The organism is Pseudodesulfovibrio hydrargyri (assembly GCF_001874525.1).
Classification (GTDB): Bacteria; Desulfobacterota; Desulfovibrionia; order Desulfovibrionales; family Desulfovibrionaceae; genus Pseudodesulfovibrio; species Pseudodesulfovibrio hydrargyri.
Genome location: NZ_LKAQ01000004.1, coordinates 543,581 through 559,506, shown reverse-complemented (window position 1 = coordinate 559,506; position 15,926 = coordinate 543,581). Strand labels below are relative to the sequence as shown.

The 15,926-nt window shown below is 64.1% G+C and carries 16 protein-coding genes and 1 pseudogene; 10 read left to right on the top strand and 7 right to left on the bottom strand.

The genetic code is table 11. The annotated features are described in order from the left end of the window. The first annotated feature begins 35 nt into the window (after positions 1-35). On the top strand, positions 36-2,702 hold the full coding sequence (locus tag BerOc1_RS07060) for a valine--tRNA ligase (RefSeq protein ID WP_071545017.1): 2,667 nt from the start codon (positions 36-38) through the stop codon (positions 2,700-2,702). Positions 2,703-2,843: 141 nt separating this feature from the next. Next, complete coding sequence (gene cobA / locus BerOc1_RS07055) at positions 2,844-4,358, top strand: uroporphyrinogen-III C-methyltransferase (RefSeq protein ID WP_071545016.1); 1,515 nt, start codon at positions 2,844-2,846, stop codon at positions 4,356-4,358. A 75-nt stretch (positions 4,359-4,433) separates the two neighbouring features. Here the strand turns inward: cobA and BerOc1_RS07050 are convergent, their stop codons facing one another. Both BerOc1_RS07050 and BerOc1_RS07045 read right to left on the bottom strand, forming a co-directional pair. Next, entirely contained in the window at positions 4,434-4,763 is a 330-nt protein-coding gene (locus BerOc1_RS07050; protein ID WP_071545015.1) for a YegP family protein, read from the bottom strand. 157 nt (positions 4,764-4,920) lie between these two features. Continuing rightward, complete coding sequence (locus BerOc1_RS07045; RefSeq protein ID WP_071545014.1) at positions 4,921-5,661, bottom strand: substrate-binding periplasmic protein; 741 nt, start codon at positions 5,659-5,661, stop codon at positions 4,921-4,923. Between the two features lie 176 nt (positions 5,662-5,837). Between BerOc1_RS07045 and purN the strand changes: the two genes are divergently transcribed. The 5 genes from purN (at position 5,838) to BerOc1_RS07020 (ending at position 9,702) form a co-directional block, all read left to right on the top strand. Further along, positions 5,838-6,542: a phosphoribosylglycinamide formyltransferase gene (purN, locus tag BerOc1_RS07040; protein ID WP_071545013.1), complete on the top strand. Its 705-nt coding sequence runs from the start codon at positions 5,838-5,840 to the stop codon at positions 6,540-6,542. A gap of 295 nt (positions 6,543-6,837) precedes the next feature. Then, entirely contained in the window at positions 6,838-7,374 is a 537-nt protein-coding gene (locus BerOc1_RS07035; protein ID WP_071545012.1) for a 3'-5' exonuclease, read from the top strand. Beyond that, complete coding sequence (cobM, locus tag BerOc1_RS07030) at positions 7,374-8,135, top strand: precorrin-4 C(11)-methyltransferase (protein WP_071545011.1); 762 nt, start codon at positions 7,374-7,376, stop codon at positions 8,133-8,135. The genes BerOc1_RS07035 and cobM overlap by 1 nt, the downstream gene beginning before the upstream one ends. 96 nt (positions 8,136-8,231) lie before the next feature. After that, positions 8,232-9,242 (top strand): endonuclease/exonuclease/phosphatase family protein, encoded by a 1,011-nt coding sequence (locus BerOc1_RS07025; RefSeq protein WP_071545010.1) that lies wholly within the window; start codon positions 8,232-8,234, stop codon positions 9,240-9,242. A 64-nt stretch (positions 9,243-9,306) separates the two neighbouring features. Next, positions 9,307-9,702, top strand: a complete 396-nt coding sequence (locus BerOc1_RS07020) for a secondary thiamine-phosphate synthase enzyme YjbQ (RefSeq protein ID WP_071545009.1) — start codon at positions 9,307-9,309, stop codon at positions 9,700-9,702. A 14-nt stretch (positions 9,703-9,716) separates the two neighbouring features. On the opposite strand, the gene BerOc1_RS07015 is transcribed toward BerOc1_RS07020, so the two are convergent. Further along, positions 9,717-10,796 carry a GGDEF domain-containing protein gene (locus BerOc1_RS07015; RefSeq protein WP_071545008.1) on the bottom strand — a complete coding sequence of 360 codons (1,080 nt, stop codon included), beginning with the start codon at positions 10,794-10,796 and terminating at the stop codon, positions 9,717-9,719. Positions 10,797-10,905: 109 nt separating this feature from the next. On the opposite strand from BerOc1_RS07015, the pseudogene BerOc1_RS07010 reads away from it, so the two are divergent. Further along, a pseudogene (locus BerOc1_RS07010) lies at positions 10,906-11,166 on the top strand (secondary thiamine-phosphate synthase enzyme YjbQ); the annotation flags it as partial. A gap of 65 nt (positions 11,167-11,231) precedes the next feature. Here the strand turns inward: BerOc1_RS07010 and BerOc1_RS07005 are convergent. From BerOc1_RS07005 to BerOc1_RS06995, 3 genes are all read right to left on the bottom strand, one after another. After that, positions 11,232-13,346, bottom strand: a complete 2,115-nt coding sequence (locus tag BerOc1_RS07005) for a methyl-accepting chemotaxis protein (protein ID WP_071545007.1) — start codon at positions 13,344-13,346, stop codon at positions 11,232-11,234. Between the two features lie 128 nt (positions 13,347-13,474). Beyond that, positions 13,475-14,371 (bottom strand): mechanosensitive ion channel family protein, encoded by an 897-nt coding sequence (locus BerOc1_RS07000; RefSeq protein WP_071545006.1) that lies wholly within the window; start codon positions 14,369-14,371, stop codon positions 13,475-13,477. A 104-nt stretch (positions 14,372-14,475) separates the two neighbouring features. Continuing rightward, positions 14,476-14,676 carry a hypothetical protein gene (locus BerOc1_RS06995; protein WP_071545005.1) on the bottom strand — a complete coding sequence of 67 codons (201 nt, stop codon included), beginning with the start codon at positions 14,674-14,676 and terminating at the stop codon, positions 14,476-14,478. 188 nt (positions 14,677-14,864) lie between these two features. Here BerOc1_RS06995 and BerOc1_RS06990 point away from each other — a divergent pair, with 188 nt between their 5' ends. Beyond that, positions 14,865-15,182 carry a DUF4389 domain-containing protein gene (locus BerOc1_RS06990; RefSeq protein ID WP_071545004.1) on the top strand — a complete coding sequence of 106 codons (318 nt, stop codon included), beginning with the start codon at positions 14,865-14,867 and terminating at the stop codon, positions 15,180-15,182. A 1-nt stretch (position 15,183) separates the two neighbouring features. Next, entirely contained in the window at positions 15,184-15,456 is a 273-nt protein-coding gene (locus BerOc1_RS06985) for a cysteine-rich small domain-containing protein (protein ID WP_071545003.1), read from the top strand. A gap of 4 nt (positions 15,457-15,460) precedes the next feature. On the opposite strand, the gene BerOc1_RS06980 is transcribed toward BerOc1_RS06985, so the two are convergent. Further along, entirely contained in the window at positions 15,461-15,904 is a 444-nt protein-coding gene (locus tag BerOc1_RS06980; RefSeq protein WP_071545002.1) for a hypothetical protein, read from the bottom strand. Between the last annotated feature and the right edge of the window lie 22 nt (positions 15,905-15,926).

The following is a 15,926-nucleotide window of genomic DNA, read 5'->3' as shown; positions in this document are numbered from 1 at the left end:
CCTCTCCCCTTCCCCCGGCCGCCGGAGGCACCGACATGGCGCGGAAAGAGTTAGCCAAAGCCTACGAACCGTGGGATGTGGAAGAGAAGTGGGAGACCCACTGGGAGCGGAGCGAGACCTTCACCCCGGACCCGGACGGTCCGGGCGACGCCTATTCCATCGTCATCCCGCCGCCCAACGTCACCGGCGTCCTGCACATGGGCCACGCCCTGAACCTGACGCTCCAGGACATCCTCTGCCGCTTCAGCCGCCAGCAGGGCAAGAACGTCCTGTGGGTGCCGGGCACGGACCACGCGGGCATCGCCACCCAGAACGTGGTCGAGCGCCAGCTCAAGGCCGAGGGCCTGACCCGCGACGACCTGGGCCGCGACAAGTTCATCGAGCGCGTCTGGGAGTGGAAGAAGGAGAAGGGCGACCACATCCTCGGCCAGATCCGGCGCATGGGCGCGTCGGTCGACTGGACCCGCGAGTGCTTCACCTTCGACGACCAGCGGGCCAAGGCCGTGCGCGAGGTCTTCGTCTCCCTGTTCGAGCAGGGGCTGATCTACAAGGGCGACTACATCATCAACTGGTGCAACCGCTGCCACACCGCCCTGGCCGACGACGAGGTCGAACACGAGGCCAAGCCCGGCAAGCTGCATCACGTCAAATACCCCCTGGCCGACGGCTCGGGCCACCTGGTCGTGGCCACCACCCGGCCCGAGACCATGCTGGCCGACTCGGCCATCGCCGTGAACCCGGACGACGAGCGGTTCAACAAGTACATCGGCAAGACCGCCATCCTGCCGTTGGTCGGCCGTGAACTGCCGATCATCGGCGACGCCTACGTGGACGTGGAGTTCGGCACCGGCTGCCTCAAGGTCACCCCGGCCCACGACATGAACGACTGGGAGATCGGCCGCAGGCACAACCTGGAGGTCATCTCCATCCTGGACGAGCAGGGGGTCGTCAACGAGAACGCGCCCGAAAAGTACCGTGGGTTGTCCGTGACCGAGGCGCGCAAGCTCGTGCTCGAGGACCTTCAGGCCGAAGGGCTGCTCGGCGAGATCGTGGACCACGACCACTCGGTGGGCGTGTGCTACCGCTGCAAGTCCACCATCGAGCCCCACGTCTCCACCCAGTGGTTCGTGTCCATGAAGCCGCTGGCCGAAAAGGCCCGCGCCGCCGTGCCGGACAAGACGCAGATTTTCCCGGAGCACTGGACCAAGACCTACTACCAGTGGCTGGACGAGATCCGCGACTGGTGCATCTCCCGGCAGATATGGTGGGGCCACCGCATCCCGGCCTGGACCTGCGAGGAGTGCGGCGAACTGATCGTCGCCAAGGAAGACCCGACGGTCTGCACCCAGTGCGGATCAAGCAAGCTGATCCAGGACGAGGACGTGCTGGACACCTGGTTCTCCTCGGCCCTGTGGCCGTTCTCGACCATGGGCTGGCCCGACGACACCAAGGAGCTGGCCAAGTACTACCCGACCTCCTGCCTGGTCACCGGCTTCGACATCCTGTTCTTCTGGGTGGCGCGCATGATGATGATGGGCCTCCAGTTCATGGAGCAGATTCCGTTCCACCACGTGTACATCCACGCCCTGGTGCGCGACGAGCAGGGCAAGAAGATGTCCAAGTCCACGGGCAACGTCATCGACCCCCTGGACATGATCGGGAAGTACGGTGCCGACGCCCTGCGCTTCACCCTGACCAGCTTCGCGGCCATGGGCCGGGACATCAAGCTTTCGGAGCAGCGCATCGAGGGGTACAAGCATTTCATGAACAAGGTCTGGAACGCCACGCGGTTCGCCATGATGAACCTGCCCGACGAGATTCCGGACGCGGACGTGCACGAGGCCTCCGACCTGGCCAACCGCTGGATTCTCCACCGGCTGGAGGAGGTCAAGGAATCCATCGCCAAGGCCACCGAAGAGTACCGCTTCAACGAGATCGCCCAGACCCTGTACAAGTTCATCTGGTCCGAGTTCTGCGACTGGTACCTGGAGATGATCAAGCCCGCGTTGTACGGCGAGGACGAGCGGGCCAAGGCCGCCACCCAGCGGGTGCTCTGGACCGTCCTGTCCGAGACCATGATCCTGCTCCACCCGGTGACCCCGTTCATCACCCAGGAAATCTGGAACGTGCTGCCGAGGCCCGCGGGCGACGACAGGAGCGAGGACATCGCCACCCTGCCGTTCCCGGAAAAGCGGCCCGACTGCCTGGACGCCGTGACCGTGGCCGAGATGGATCTGTTCATGGGCGTGGTCTCCGGCACCCGGAACATCCGCACCGAACTGCTCATCGAACCGGCCAAGAAACTCGACCTGCTGATCAGGACCGTGAGCGACGCGGACAAGGCGGTGCTGGAAGCCAACCTCGGCCTGATCCAGTCTTTAGCCCGCATCGACAACGTGACCATCGGCCCGGACGTCAAGGCTCCCAAAGCCTCGGGCGCGGCCGTGGTCCAGGGCAACGAACTGTCCGTGCCCCTGGAGGGCGTGGTCGACTTCGACGCCGAACTGGCCCGCCTGGACAAGAACCTGGCCAAGCTCGAAAAGACCATGAAGGGCGTTGCCGGCAAGCTCAAGAACCCCGGCTTCGTGAACAACGCGCCCGCCGAGGTGGTCGAGGGCGAGAAGAAGAAGCTCGCCGAAATGGAAGAGGAAAAGACCAAGCTGACCCAGCTCAAGGCGCGGCTTGAAAGCGTGATGGGCTAGGCTTTCAGGCAACAGGCTGATCCTGGCCCGGCGCATCCGGGCATGTGGATTCCGCACAACCGGCCTGCGCCGCGATAAAAAGTTTTGGAGGGTCCAGGGCACCTTTTTCAAAAGGTTCCCTGGCCGCCGGAGGCAAATCTTATGGCAAACGTGTTTCTCGTCGGAGCCGGGCCGGGCGATCCGGGCATGCTCACCCTGCGGGCCAAGGAGATCATCGAGTCGTGCGACGTGATGATCTACGACTATCTGGCCAACGCCGAATTTTTGAAGTGGTGCAAGCCGGACTGCGAAATCCTGTACGTGGGCAAGAAGGGCGGCGACCACACCCTGCCCCAGGACCAGATCAACGGGCTGATCGTCGAGAAGGCCAGGTCCGGCAAGGTCATCTGCCGACTCAAGGGCGGCGATCCGTACGTGTTCGGGCGCGGCGGCGAAGAGGGCGAGGAACTCGTGGAGGCGGGCATCGACTTCGAGGTGGTGCCCGGCATCACCGCGGGCGTGGCGGCTGCCGCGTACGCGGGCATCCCGGTGACCCACCGCGACTTCACCACGTCGGTCTGCTTCATCACCGGACACGAGGACCCGACCAAGTCCGAGTCCGGCCACAACTGGGCCGTGTACGGGCAGTCCACCTCCACGCTCGTTTTCTACATGGGCGTGGGCAACCTGCCCATGATCGCCAAGAATCTCATGGACAACGGCCGCGCCGCCGACACCCCGGTGGCGCTGGTGCGCTGGGGCACGCGCTGCAACCAGACCTCGTTCGTGTCCGACCTGGAGCACGTGGCCGAGGAGGCGCAGGCCCGCAACTGGCAGGCCCCGTCCATCATCATCGTGGGCGGCGTGTGCAGTCTTCACGACAAGCTCGGCTGGTTCGAGAAGAAGCCCATGCTCGGCCAGGGCGTGATCGTCACCCGGGCGCGCGAGCAGGCCTCGGGCCTGGTGGGCGTGCTGCGCGAGCAGGGCGCGTGCGTGCGCGAGTTCCCGACCATCTCGGTGGAGCCGCTGGACGACTACGCCGAGGTCGAGACCGCGATCCTGCAACTGGCCCGCTACCAGTGGGTGGTGTTCACCTCGGTCAACGGCGTCAAACATTTCTGGCAACAGCTGCGGGCCATCGGCCTGGACGCGCGCATCTTCGGCGGCATGCGGGTCGCGGCCATCGGCCCGGCCACGGCGGACGAGCTGCGGGCGCGCGGCATCGAGCCGGACTTCATCCCCGAGAAATACGTGGCCGAGCACGTGGTCAAGGGGCTGCTTGAGCGCGGTATCGCCGGTTCGGACGTGCTCATCCCCCGCGCCAAGGTGGCCCGCGAGGTTCTGCCCCGCGAGCTCAAGGCGGCTGGCTGCAACGTCACGGTCCTGCCGGTCTACGAGACCCGGCTGGGCCAGGCCTCGGGCGACGAGATCATGGAGGCGCTGGGCGCGGGCGACATCCGCTACGTGACCTTCACCTCGTCGAGCACGGTGGAGAACTTCTTCGAACTGGTCCCGGCCGACGCGTTCAGGAACTTCCCGGAGGTGCGGATCGCCTCCATCGGCCCCGTGACCTCGGATACGGTCCGCAAATTCGGCCTGACCCCGGCCATCGAGCCCGAGGACTACACCATCCCCGGCCTGGTGGATGCGCTCATTAAGGACGCGGCCGCGAAATAGCGTCCTCCCCATACGCTAAAAAAGAGGGCCCGGCGCGCAGTCTTGCGCACCGGGCCTTTTTCGTTGCCAAAGGGCCTAGGCGTCCACAATCACGGTGGTCCGGCCGTTGGCCTTCACCGAAGCGATGCCGGTCTCCATGGCGGATTTGGACGAGTACATCTCGCTCACGCCGATGACCTGGTGGTTGGCGGCCTTGAGCACGAAATAGGGCTGGCCGTTTTTGGCCACCTTGCGTTCAAAGCGTTCGTCCAGCGGGCTGTTGGCCTGCACGCTGGCGATGCCGTTGTCGCACCCGCTCTTGGCCGCGTAGCGTTCGCTGGTCAGGATGACCTCTCCGTTACCCGCCTTGAGGTTGAACATCCACTGTCCGTCCGATGCCTGCTTGCGTTCGAATTTGCCTGCCATGCCGTCCTCCTTGGCTATTGCGCTGAGCATCCGCTCCGGGCTGGAGCCGTCGGGGCGCCGCTCTCCGGTTGGTCTTGCCCAACCATAGCATATCCGGGGCGTCCGGGCCACGTGCGGGCAAACACGGCGCGCGGCCTGTCTCCGAAACCGGGGGTGTTTATCGATAGCTCTTGATGATCCGGGCCACGGTCCCGTCGGCCTTGAGCCCGTCCAGGGCCGATTGCAGGCGGCGGACCACGGCCGGGTCCATGTCCGGGCTGGCCGCGAAGTAGAGGTCGACGCTCATGAGCCGGTGGACGACCTCGAATTTGTCCGGGTCCAGCCCCATCTGGCGGATGGTGTAAAAGGTGGCCGGCTCGTTGCTCACCAGAATGTCTATGCGCCCCTGGACGAGCTTGCGGATGTTCATGGCGCGGTCGTGCACCGAGTCCATGCGTCCAGGAGGCAGGCCCCGCCGCACGAGTTCCTGCTCCGAGGCGCTGGCCCGCATGGTCCCGTACCGGTACTGCCCGGCGTCTTCCACCGGGTCCTTGATGACGATCTTCCTGTCCCTGAGGGCGAACAGGCCGCTGTGCAGAGGCATGATCGGGCCGATCCACTGGAACAACCCCTCGCGCCCGGGCGTCCGGGCCATGGCGTAGAGGATGACGTCCGGCTTTTCGAGTATCTCCTTGTACCCCCTGGCCCAGGGCCAGACGCGGATGTCCTTGCGTGCCATTTTAAGCCCGGCCCGGTCCGCCATGCGCAGGAACAGGTCGGTGGCGATGCCCGAAGCGCCGTCGCGGGTGTCGAAGTTGAAGGGCGGGTTGAACTCGGTAATGACGCGCACCCCCTCGGCCCCGGCCGCGACAGGGCCGAGCAGGAGGAAAAGTATGAGCAGGGGGCACAGGCGTCTCATGATCCGTCTCTGGTCTGAAAATCGATAGTATGTATCGGGCACAATAATACCGGGCGCATGGGGAAAAGGCAATGCGGCCCGGCGCACGGAAATACGCCCTTGAAAAAGGCCGCGCTTTGGGCCAAGTTCGGGGGCGGGGCCGACCCCGCCGTTTTCAACCATTCAAGGGAGCATCCATGGCAATGCCCATCGCCGTCCTCGTGTCCGGGGGCGGGTCCAACCTGCAGTCCATCATCGACCGCATAGAAGCGGGCATGCTCGACGCCGAGATCAAGGTGGTCGTGTCCAACAGGGGAGACTCCTTCGGCCTGACCCGGGCGCGCAACCACAACATTCCCACCCGCGTGCTGCTGCACACGGACTTCGATTCCCGCGAGACCTTTGACGAGGAGATGGTCCGGGCCATCCGCCAGTCGGGCGTGAACGAGACCGGCGCGGTGGTCATGGCCGGGTTCATGCGTATCGTCACCCCGGTCTTTCTCGAACCGTTCAGGGGCCGCGTGGTCAATATCCACCCGGCCCTGCTGCCGAGCTTCCCGGGCGTGCGCGGCCAGGGCGACGCGGCGGACTACGGGGTCAAGATCTCCGGCTGCACCGTGCACTTCGTGGACGAACAGATGGACCACGGCGCGGTCATCATGCAGGCCGCCGTGCCGTGCCAGCCGGGCGAGGGCGGCGACGCGCTGGCCGCGCGCATCCTCAAGCTGGAACACCGCATCCTCCCCCAGGCCCTGCAATGGCTGGCCGAAGGGCGGTTGGAGCTGCGCGGCCGGTTCGTGCACCTCAAACCGGCCAGCCGAAATCTGGCCATCCAACCCTCGGCCGGTGTTGACACCGACACCCAGGCCCTGGTCTGGCCGCCGCTGGAAGACGGATTTTAGAGGAGTGCCTCCGGCGGCCAGAAGGGAAACTTTTGAAAAAGTTTCCCCTCTGGACTCCCCTTCAAAACTTTTTGGTGCCGCTTCGCGGGGTGCGTAGGGCGCGGATGGGGAGTGGTTTGAATAATATTTTGTAGCAACCTGATAAGATTGAACCTATCCCCGTGACCTCCCCCGCCGAAGGCGGCATAAAAAAGTTTAGGAGAGGAGAGGGGATGGGGGTCCGGGGGAAGGGGAGAGGGGAAGCCCTTTACAAAGGGTTCCCCTCTCCCCTTCCCCCGGCCGCCGGAGGCTTCCTATGCCCACACTAGATGACGTGCGGTTTGTGGCGATTGATTTCGAGACGGCGGACCCGAAGCGGGATTCGGCGTGCGCCTTGGGCATCGTGGTGGTGGACCGGGGCGAGATCGTGGCCCGGGACTACCGACTGATCCGACCGCCCAGGGCCAAGTTCAACCCGTTCTGCGTGCGCGTGCACGGCATCCACTGGTCGGACGTGTGCGACGAGCCGTGCTTCGGTGACCTGTGGCCCGAGCTGGAGGTCCATTTCCGGGGCGCGGACTTTCTGGTGGCGCACAACGCGGCCTTTGACAAGTCCGTGCTGCACACCTGCTGCCGCGAATCGGGCCGGACCGCGCCGGAACAGCCGTTTCTGTGCACCGTGCAGCTGGCCCGCAAGACGTGGGAGCTGGCCTCGAACAAGCTGCCGAGCGTGTGCGCCCATCTGGGTATCGAACTGAACCACCACAACGCGGCCTCGGACGCCGAGGCGTGCGCGCTTATCGCGGTCAACGGGCTGCGCCTGAACCCGGATTTCATGAGCAAGGTGCTGTGATGGCGGACGTCTATTTCATCGGAGCCGGGCCGGGCGACCCGGAACTGCTGACCGTCAAGGGGCGGCGGCTGATCGGGGAGGCGGACCTGGTGCTCTACGCCGGGTCCCTGGTGCCCGCCGAGGTGGTGGCCGGGGCCAAGAAGGGCTCGCGGGTGGCCGACTCCGCGCCCATGAGCCTGGAGGAAACCCACGCGCTCATGGCCGAGACCGTGGCATCGGGCGGCATGGTCGCCCGGGTGCATACCGGCGATCCGTCGCTGTACGGGGCCATCCGAGAACAGATGGCCCTGCTGGACGCGGCCGGGATATCGTATGCGGTGGTGCCGGGCGTGACCGCCGGGTTCGCGGCGGCCGCTGCGGCGGGGCGGTCATACACCGTGCCCGAGGTGACCCAGACGCTGATTTTCACCCGGCTGGAAGGCAAGACCCCGGTGCCCGAGGGCGAGGGGCTGCGCAAGCTGGCGGCCCACGGCTCGGCCATGTGCATCTATCTTTCGGCCGGCGACCCCGAGGGCGTGCAGCGGGAGCTTCTGGCTGGCGGCCTGGCCGGGTCCACCTTGGTGGTCATGGCCTACCGGGTGGGCTGGCCCGAGGAGAAGGTTGTGGAGACCGAGCTGGCCTCGCTGGCCCGGGCGGCGCGCGACAACGGCTTCACCCGTCAGACCGTGTTCCTGGTCCTGCCCGGCCAGGGGCGCGAGGACGCGGGCAAGGCCCGGTCGTTGCTCTACGACAAGGATTTCCGGCACATGTACCGCGCCTGACGGGAAGGGGTTGTGCCCGGGATGAACGGTGCGGTATAGGTGTTGGCATGTCCCGAGAACATGTTGAAGGCTCATTCTGAACACACCACCGGACCGATGAAGACATCCAACCCCACCCTTACGGCCCTGGCCTGGCTCTATCTGGCCTGCATGGGCGCGGCCACGGCGCTGATGTACGCCCTGGGGGACCGCTGGTGGCCTGCCACGCTGCTGCTCTTCGGGCCCCGCTGGGTCCTGGGGCTGCCGCTGATTCCGCTCCTTCCCCTGGCCCTGTTCCGCAAACGGCTTCTGTTGATCCCCCTGGGGTTGTCCCTGGGGGTGTTTTTGTGGCCGCTGCTCGGCTGGAACGTGGTCTGGGATTCGCCCAAGTCCGCGTCCGGGGCGACCGTCCGGGTGTTGTCCCTGAACACCAAGGACGGCCACATCGACCGGGACGCGCTGGCCGGGCTGATCACGGGCCTGGGCGTCGACGTGGTGGCCCTGCAGGAGCTGCCCAAGTGGTACACCCTGCCCTTCATTCCGGGGTGGCACACCCTCAAGCAGGCCGGGGTCGCCATCTATTCCCGCTATCCCCTGGTTCCGGCCAAGAGCGTCTGGACCACCCATCCGCCGCACCTGAACAAGCAGTTGAGCGGACTGGGCGCGGTGGTCGACGCGCCCCAAGGGCGGTTCGCCTTTTTCGCGGTGCATCTGCCGAGCGCCCGGTATGGCCTGCAAAACGTCGTCAGCCGGGGCCTGGGCGTTGATCCCGGCAAGGCGGGCATGCTCCGGGGCGAGACCTCGGGGCGGGAACTCGCCTCCAGGCGGGTGGCGGACCTGGTAGGGGCCGCCTCCCTGCCCGTGATCGTGGCCGGGGACTTCAACATGCCCCGGCAGAGCCGCATCTTCAGGGATGTCTGGGGACGCTATCACGACGCCTTTGCGGAGACCGCCGGCGGCTACGGCTGGACCTTCTACGACGAATACCGGGGCATCCCGGTTCCGCTGTCCATCGACCACGTCGTGACCGGCAACGGCGCGCTGCCGCTGGATTTCTCGGTCGGCCCGGACATCTATTCGGACCACCGCCCGATCATCGCCGACGTGGCCCTGCCCCCGGCGAAGTAGGGCGCACCTTTATCCGTGCCGCGCCCGCCGGGCGAGGCCGTGAACAACCGCGAGGAGGCCATCCATGATACAGTTGCAGGTCGGCACCCATGCCCGCGAGGAAATGCTCGACATCACCCCGGCCGTGCGCCGGGCCGTGCGCGAGAACGGCTGGTCCGACGGCGCGCTGCTCCTTTATTGCCCGCACACCACCGGGGCCGTGACCGTCAACGAGGGCGCGGACCCGGACGTGGTCCGCGACATCGTCGTCAACCTGCGCAAGCTGGTCCCGCACTTCGGCGACTACCACCACGCCGAGGGCAACTCGGACGCGCACATCAAGTCCTCCATGTTCGGCTGCGACCAGCTGGTCATCGTCGAGGGTGGGGACCTTCTACTCGGCACCTGGCAGAAGATCTACTTCTGTGAGTTCGACGGCCCCCGCACACGCAAACTGTGGGTCAAGTGGCTGTCTTCCTAAGGCGCGATGGTGCCTCAGGCGAAGGTAATACAATCCCTGCCGTTCTGCTTGGAAGAATATAGGGCGTCGTCAGCCAGTTCGAGGAGTTGGTAAAAATCATTGGACCTATGACTGGAACTCAAGCCCACGCTGATTGAGACGCCAAGTTCTTCTTTTATGTCCACCATGATTTCTTCGAAAAGCTCCTTTGCCGAATCTTGATCGCATCCGGCCAGAATAAGGGTGAATTCTTCACCACCATAACGAACAAACAGGTCTCCAGATCGAATGCGTCTCTTGATGAGATGGGAGAGGTTGATCAGGAGCTCATCCCCTTTGATGTGACCGTGTGTGTCGTTGTATTTTTTAAAGTGATCGATATCTATCATGGAGACTTGGAATTCTTGATTTGACCGTTTGGATATCGGCAGGAGTTTTTCCATGAAGGCATCCATATATCTCCGGTTTGCAAGACCGGTCAGCGGGTCTGCCTGTGAAGCCCTTTCATATTGAATTCTGCGGGCAATATTCTCCACGTAGTCCGAAAATTGGGTCTTCAAAAGTTGGTGGATGAGCACCAGCATGATAAGCAGGGGGACTAAAAGAAGGTAGTATTGGTAGCTGCCCTCATACAGGCATCGTCCGATGAGGCACGCAAAAGAGACGTAGAAATACAGCCGGATGATTTTGAGTGAAGACCTATAGAGCAGTATGCCGCCGGTCAGCATTGATATCAAACTGAATGCCGCGATCATGACTCCTGTGAAAACGTAATCGTTATAGGGGAGCAATGCTATGGAGCTATAGGCCAAAAAAGGAAGAACGCTATGGAGCTGAACCCGTTTTTCCCATGATTCAATATTCTCTGGCGTGATGGCCCCTTTTCTCTTCTTTTTTGTATAGGCAACGGAAACAGCAAGTCGAGGGATGTATGTGAGGACAATTGCCAACATCCAGTAGATAACTACTGATGAGTCGGTGTAAGGGCGAATCAAGAAACCTGAGAAAATGATGCTGGTCAGCATTCCTGCATAGCCAATCCTGGATTGTTTGAAAAAAGCGTTGATTCTTTCGTATTCGATCCGGGCTTTGTCGTCTATTTCGGAGGGAGTCATTTCCGGTTTCTAAGGGGTCTGTTTCCCCATTGTCAATACTGGCAGAACAATACAGTGTTCACAGCCTGTTACCATGATTTTAGATTGTAGGGTCTTCGGGTTTTGAACGCTTACCCTCAACGATGTCGCGGACCCGGACGTGGTCCGCGACATCGTCGTCAACCTGCGCAAGCTGGTCCCGCACTCCGGCGACTACCACCACGCCGAGGGCAACTCGGACGCACACATCAAGTCCTCCATGTTCGGCTGCGACCAGCTGGTCATCGTCGAGGGTGGAGACCTCCGGCTCGGCACCTGGCAGAAGATCTACTTCTGCGAATTCGACGGGCCGAGGACGCGCAAGTTGTGGGTCAAGTGGCTGGAAGGATAGGAAAGAGGCCGAACGAATGACCGAAAGACGCCCCCGCCGCTTCGGCGGGGGCGTCTTCGTTCGCGCTAGGCGGCCATCTGCTGGATGAGGTCATCCAGTTCGATGACCATGCGTTGCAGGTCGCCCACGGCAGCGGCGGCCCTGGTCATGGACTGGCTGGTCTCGTTGGAGACGCGGTTGATGTCCTCGGTGGCCTGGTTGATCTCCTCGGCCGAGGCGGACTGCTGCTCCGAGGCGGCGGCGATGGACTGGACCTGTTCCGAGGAGTCGTCCGAGTAGGACACGATCTCGTCGAGCATGGCCAGGGCCTGGTCGGCCAGCCTGGTGCTCTCGGCCACGGCCGTGGCCGCGGTGTCCGTGGAGGCGATGTTCGTCCGGCTGGCCTGCTGGATGGCGCGAATCGCGCCGTTCACTTCGGTGGTGGCGGTCATGGTTTTCTCCGCCAGCTTGCGGACCTCGTCGGCCACCACCGCGAAACCGCGTCCCGCCTCGCCTGCGCGGGCCGCCTCGATGGCCGCGTTGAGCGCCAGCAGGTTGGTCTGGTCCGCGATGTCCGAGATGACTTCGATGATGGTCCCGATGGAATCCGCCTGTCGGCCCAGGTCGGTCATGTCCTCCTTGAGCCGGTCGGCGTGGGTCTGCACCTCGCGGATGGCCTTGACCACGCTGTTGACCACTTCCGCGCCCTCGCCTGCCTTGAGCCGGGTCTGGCTGGTGTTTTCGGCCGCGCGCCCGGCGTTGCGGGCCACTTCCAGGACCGTGGCGTTCATCTCCTCCATGGCCGTGGCCGTCTCGGTGGTCCGTTCGCTCTGGACCAGGGTGCCTCGGCTGGCCTGTTCCACCTGGGCCCCGAGGTCCGAAGAGGATTCGGCCAGGGTGCGGGAGATGTCCGCCGCCTGTCGGGCCAGACGGGCGTTCTTGCGCTGCAGGGTCATGACCTCGGTCTGGTCCACCACGATCTCCACGGCACCGACCACGCGGCCCTTGCCGTCGAGGATGGGCGTGCCCGTGTACCGGATGTCCAGGTCCTGGCCTCCGGGGTGGGCGTCGGTCTCCGAGGTCGTTGGTTCGCCCGTGCGCATGCAGATGGTGCAGGAGCAGTTCTCGGTGCGGCAGTCCGAGGTCCTGAAGATGTCGTGGCAGTGGAGCGCGCGGTAGGCGGCGTGGTCCTCGAATCCGCCCAGGGTGCGGCCGGACTCGTTCAGGAACAGGACGTTGAGGTCCGTGTCCACGGTCATGACCGGCAGGGGGATGGTGTCCAGGTAGCGGACGAGGCCCTCGGCTATCTCGTTGCTGCGGGTCAGGATGCGGGCGAATTCGCCCTCGAGCCCGTCGGCCGGGGCCGTGGTCCGCAGTTTGCCGACCGTGATGGCTTCGGCGGTTTCCTCGAACCGGCGGGTCATGTCCTTGAGCGCTTCGGTGATGCCTGCCAGGGACATGCACAGCTGTCCGACCTCATCCTTTTGCCGGACGTCGAGCTCGGCCTGGAAATTCCCCTTGGCGATTTCCCTGGCATAGATCAGGGCCTTTTTGGCCGGGCGCGAGATGCCGAGGGCGATGAACAGGGACAGGAGGATCGAGGCGAGCACGCACACGGCGATGATGACGGCCGTGGTCCGGAACAGGTCGCGCCGGGTCTGCTGGAACTCGGCCTGCTGCCGGGCGATCCGTTCGGCCAGGCTGGCCTGCAGGGCGTCCAGCTGTTCCATGGACGCCTGGAAATGCCTTTCCATGCGGTCGCTCATGGAGGCCAGGCGCAGCCGACTGGTGTCGTACCTGCCCAGCAGACCGAGCAGGTCCTTGGACATGAGGTCGAGGAGGGCGTTGTAGGACTTGGCGAACTGGGCCACGTTCTCCTCCATGCCCAGCTTTGCGCCCAGGGTTTCGACCAGCCCGAGGTCCTCCTCGGCACGGGCGCGGATTTCCGCCACCTTCTTTTCGGCCTCCGGGGCGTTCTGCCTGAGCAGGGCGCGGGAGAAGTAGCCGTTGATGGATTCCAGCCGGGAATCCATTTCTACCAGGGAGGTCATCTCGTTGGCCGCCTCGGCTTCGGTCTGTTGGAGTCTGGACAGGTTGTCCACCGCACGGTTCTGGAATAGGGCGAAACCGATGAAGATCAGGGCGGGGAGGGAAAAGCCGATGGAGAGCCGGGCTTTGACCGACAGGTCATTGAAACGCATGGCGGCTGTTATCCTTTTCGAGTTGCAGCGGGGAGGGAGTGTTCATCATCGAAGAACGCATGATTGATCATGTTTTTGACAACCAAATGTTGCCGGAGAGCGTGCGAAAAGTCCAGCGCGGGTTCCGCTCAGGCCGTGGCCGGGCGCTGGTTCAGGTGGACCTGGTTCATGTGCGTGGGGATGCCGCGTTCGCGGAATTCGCGGATGAGGCGCACGGCGATGTCGCTCTTGAGGTTCCAGGCCTCGGCCGGGGAATCGGCCCAGGCGGCCACCCAGCAGGTCACGCTTTCCTGGTCCATGCGCATGACCCAGAATTGCGGCGGCTCCTGGGCGTTGTGGTGCTGGCTCTGGCTGGCCACGCGCGTGGCGATGGCGCTGACTTCCTCCAGGTCCGCGTCGTAGGAGACCGAAAATTCCAGGTAGGCCCAGAGCAGGGAGTCGTTCAGGGTCAGGTTGACGAACTCCTTGTTGAGCATGCGGCTGTTGGGGATGACGTAGCGCTTCCAGTCCCAGGTCTTGATCTTGGTGTGGGTGATGGAGATGTCCTCCACCGTGCCGTACTGGGAGTCCATCATCAGGGTGTCGCCCACGCGCAGCTGCTTGGAGAAACTGATGACGATGCCGGAGATCATGTTCTCCACCAGGGGCCGGGCCGCGATGCCGACCACGGCCGTGGTCACGGCGATGAGGATGGACAGCATGGTGCTCGGCAGCTTGCCGATGAACGGGAAGGTCAGGGCCACGGCCCAGGCCGCGAACACGCACAGGATGAGCGTCCTGCGAATGATGGTGAACCGAGACCGCACTCCCTTGATGATCTCGCGCCGGTCCTGGAGCTCCTCTTTGTCGGACAGGACCTCGGTGGGCATGGCGGCCATGGTCTCCGGGTCCTTGAGCAGGTGTTTGATGCGCTTGACGCGGCTCTCCCTGTAGGAGGTCACTCTGACGTGCAGCCAGAGGTAGGCCACCAGGGCCAGCAGGGTGATGCCCGCGACGTACACGGCCAGGTTCGTGTTCTCGATCATGGGGCTCCTTTCTCGTTTCGTGGTGCGCATTCTAGCCTACGGACAAATCGCGGTTTTGAAAAGGGAGACGCCCGGACGGGCGGGGAAGACCCGCATGGCGGGCGTTACGGGCGGTCGGGCCCGACGACCAGGTCCGGGTCGTGGCCGAGGCTCGCGGCCCGGCGGCGCAGTTCGCGCTCGCGCTTGTCGCAGGACACGCACAGCCATGCGGCCGTGCGGGCGAAGCGGCAGCGCAGGCGGCTGGTGTAGCGGTGGTAGGTCCTGGACGCGCAGCGGGGGCAGTATCGGATTTGCAGTATGCTCATGGGGGCTCCGGCGGGCTGGCCGAAGCCAGCATAGCGCCCCGGGGGAACGGCCGCGTCACCGTGTCGTGACGGCCCTGTGAAGATGGCATGGCCCGCCCCGGGCCGACCCCGGCCCGGGGGGCGGTTGCGCGTGGCGGCCGGGATGGGATAGGCTGGGTGCGAGCGAACGACAACCAGGAGGAGAGCACATGTCCACGGAAACCCGCGCAACCACCGTGAACCGGGGCGAGATCCTCAAGCGGTTCATCGTCACCCTGGTCTGCCTGATCTTCTTCGAGGTCCTGACCCTGATCCTCGAGGTGGCCACCCTGTTCCAGTACGGATACCTGCTCGCGGCCAAAAAGCGCAGCGAGCCGCTGAGGCGAGCCTGCAACGCGCTGTCCCTGTATGGCTACCGGATCATGCGCTACGCCACCCTGAACGACAACCGGCGGCCCTTCCCCTTTGCCGAATTTCCGGGAGACGAGGATTGCGAGCCGCCCGCCAAGCAGGTACAGTTTCGCTGACATGCAAAACAGCCATCGGTTTTTCAGCAACACGGACTGCGAATACTTCCCCTGCCACAAGACCAAACGGCCGGAGCGGTTCAACTGCCTGTTCTGCTTCTGCCCGCTCTATTTCTTTGAGGAATGCGGCGGCAACTACGTGATCCTCGACTCCGGGGTCAAGGACTGCACCACCTGTCTGATCCCGCACACGCCGGAAGGATACGACCACATTCTGGGCCGGTTGAAGGCGCGCTTCGCCGAGATCCGCAAGTCGAAGCCGGAAGGGGAGTGACCGCCTAGCCGCTCCGACGGGCGCTGAAGGGCGCGTGGGTCATGTAGTAGTTGAGTTCGCGCTCAAGCTGGACGCGTTCGCGGGAGGCGCGGCGCTCCTGGGCTTCCAGGTCCAGCCCGATGTCCTGGAACCGGGCCAGGGACACGAAGCAGTTTTTGACCCGGGACAATTCGTCCTGGCGACGTTTTTTCCAGAAGTAATAGGCCATGATCTTGGCCGCGCTCTTGACGTCTTCCTTGGGATAGGCGAGCCGCCGTTCGTCCAGGGGAAAGGTCTCGCCGTCCTCCACCAGGGACAGGACGCGGACGACGACCTCCTTGGCCCGTTTCAGCGACTCGGGCGAGACCCGGTAGACCTTCACCTTGCGGATGCGGCCGAGCCACCATTTGAAGGTGTAGAGCAGGATCGTCAGCACGATCACGCCCATCCATATGTTCGTGTCAAGCATCAAGGGCCTCCGGCGGATCGGG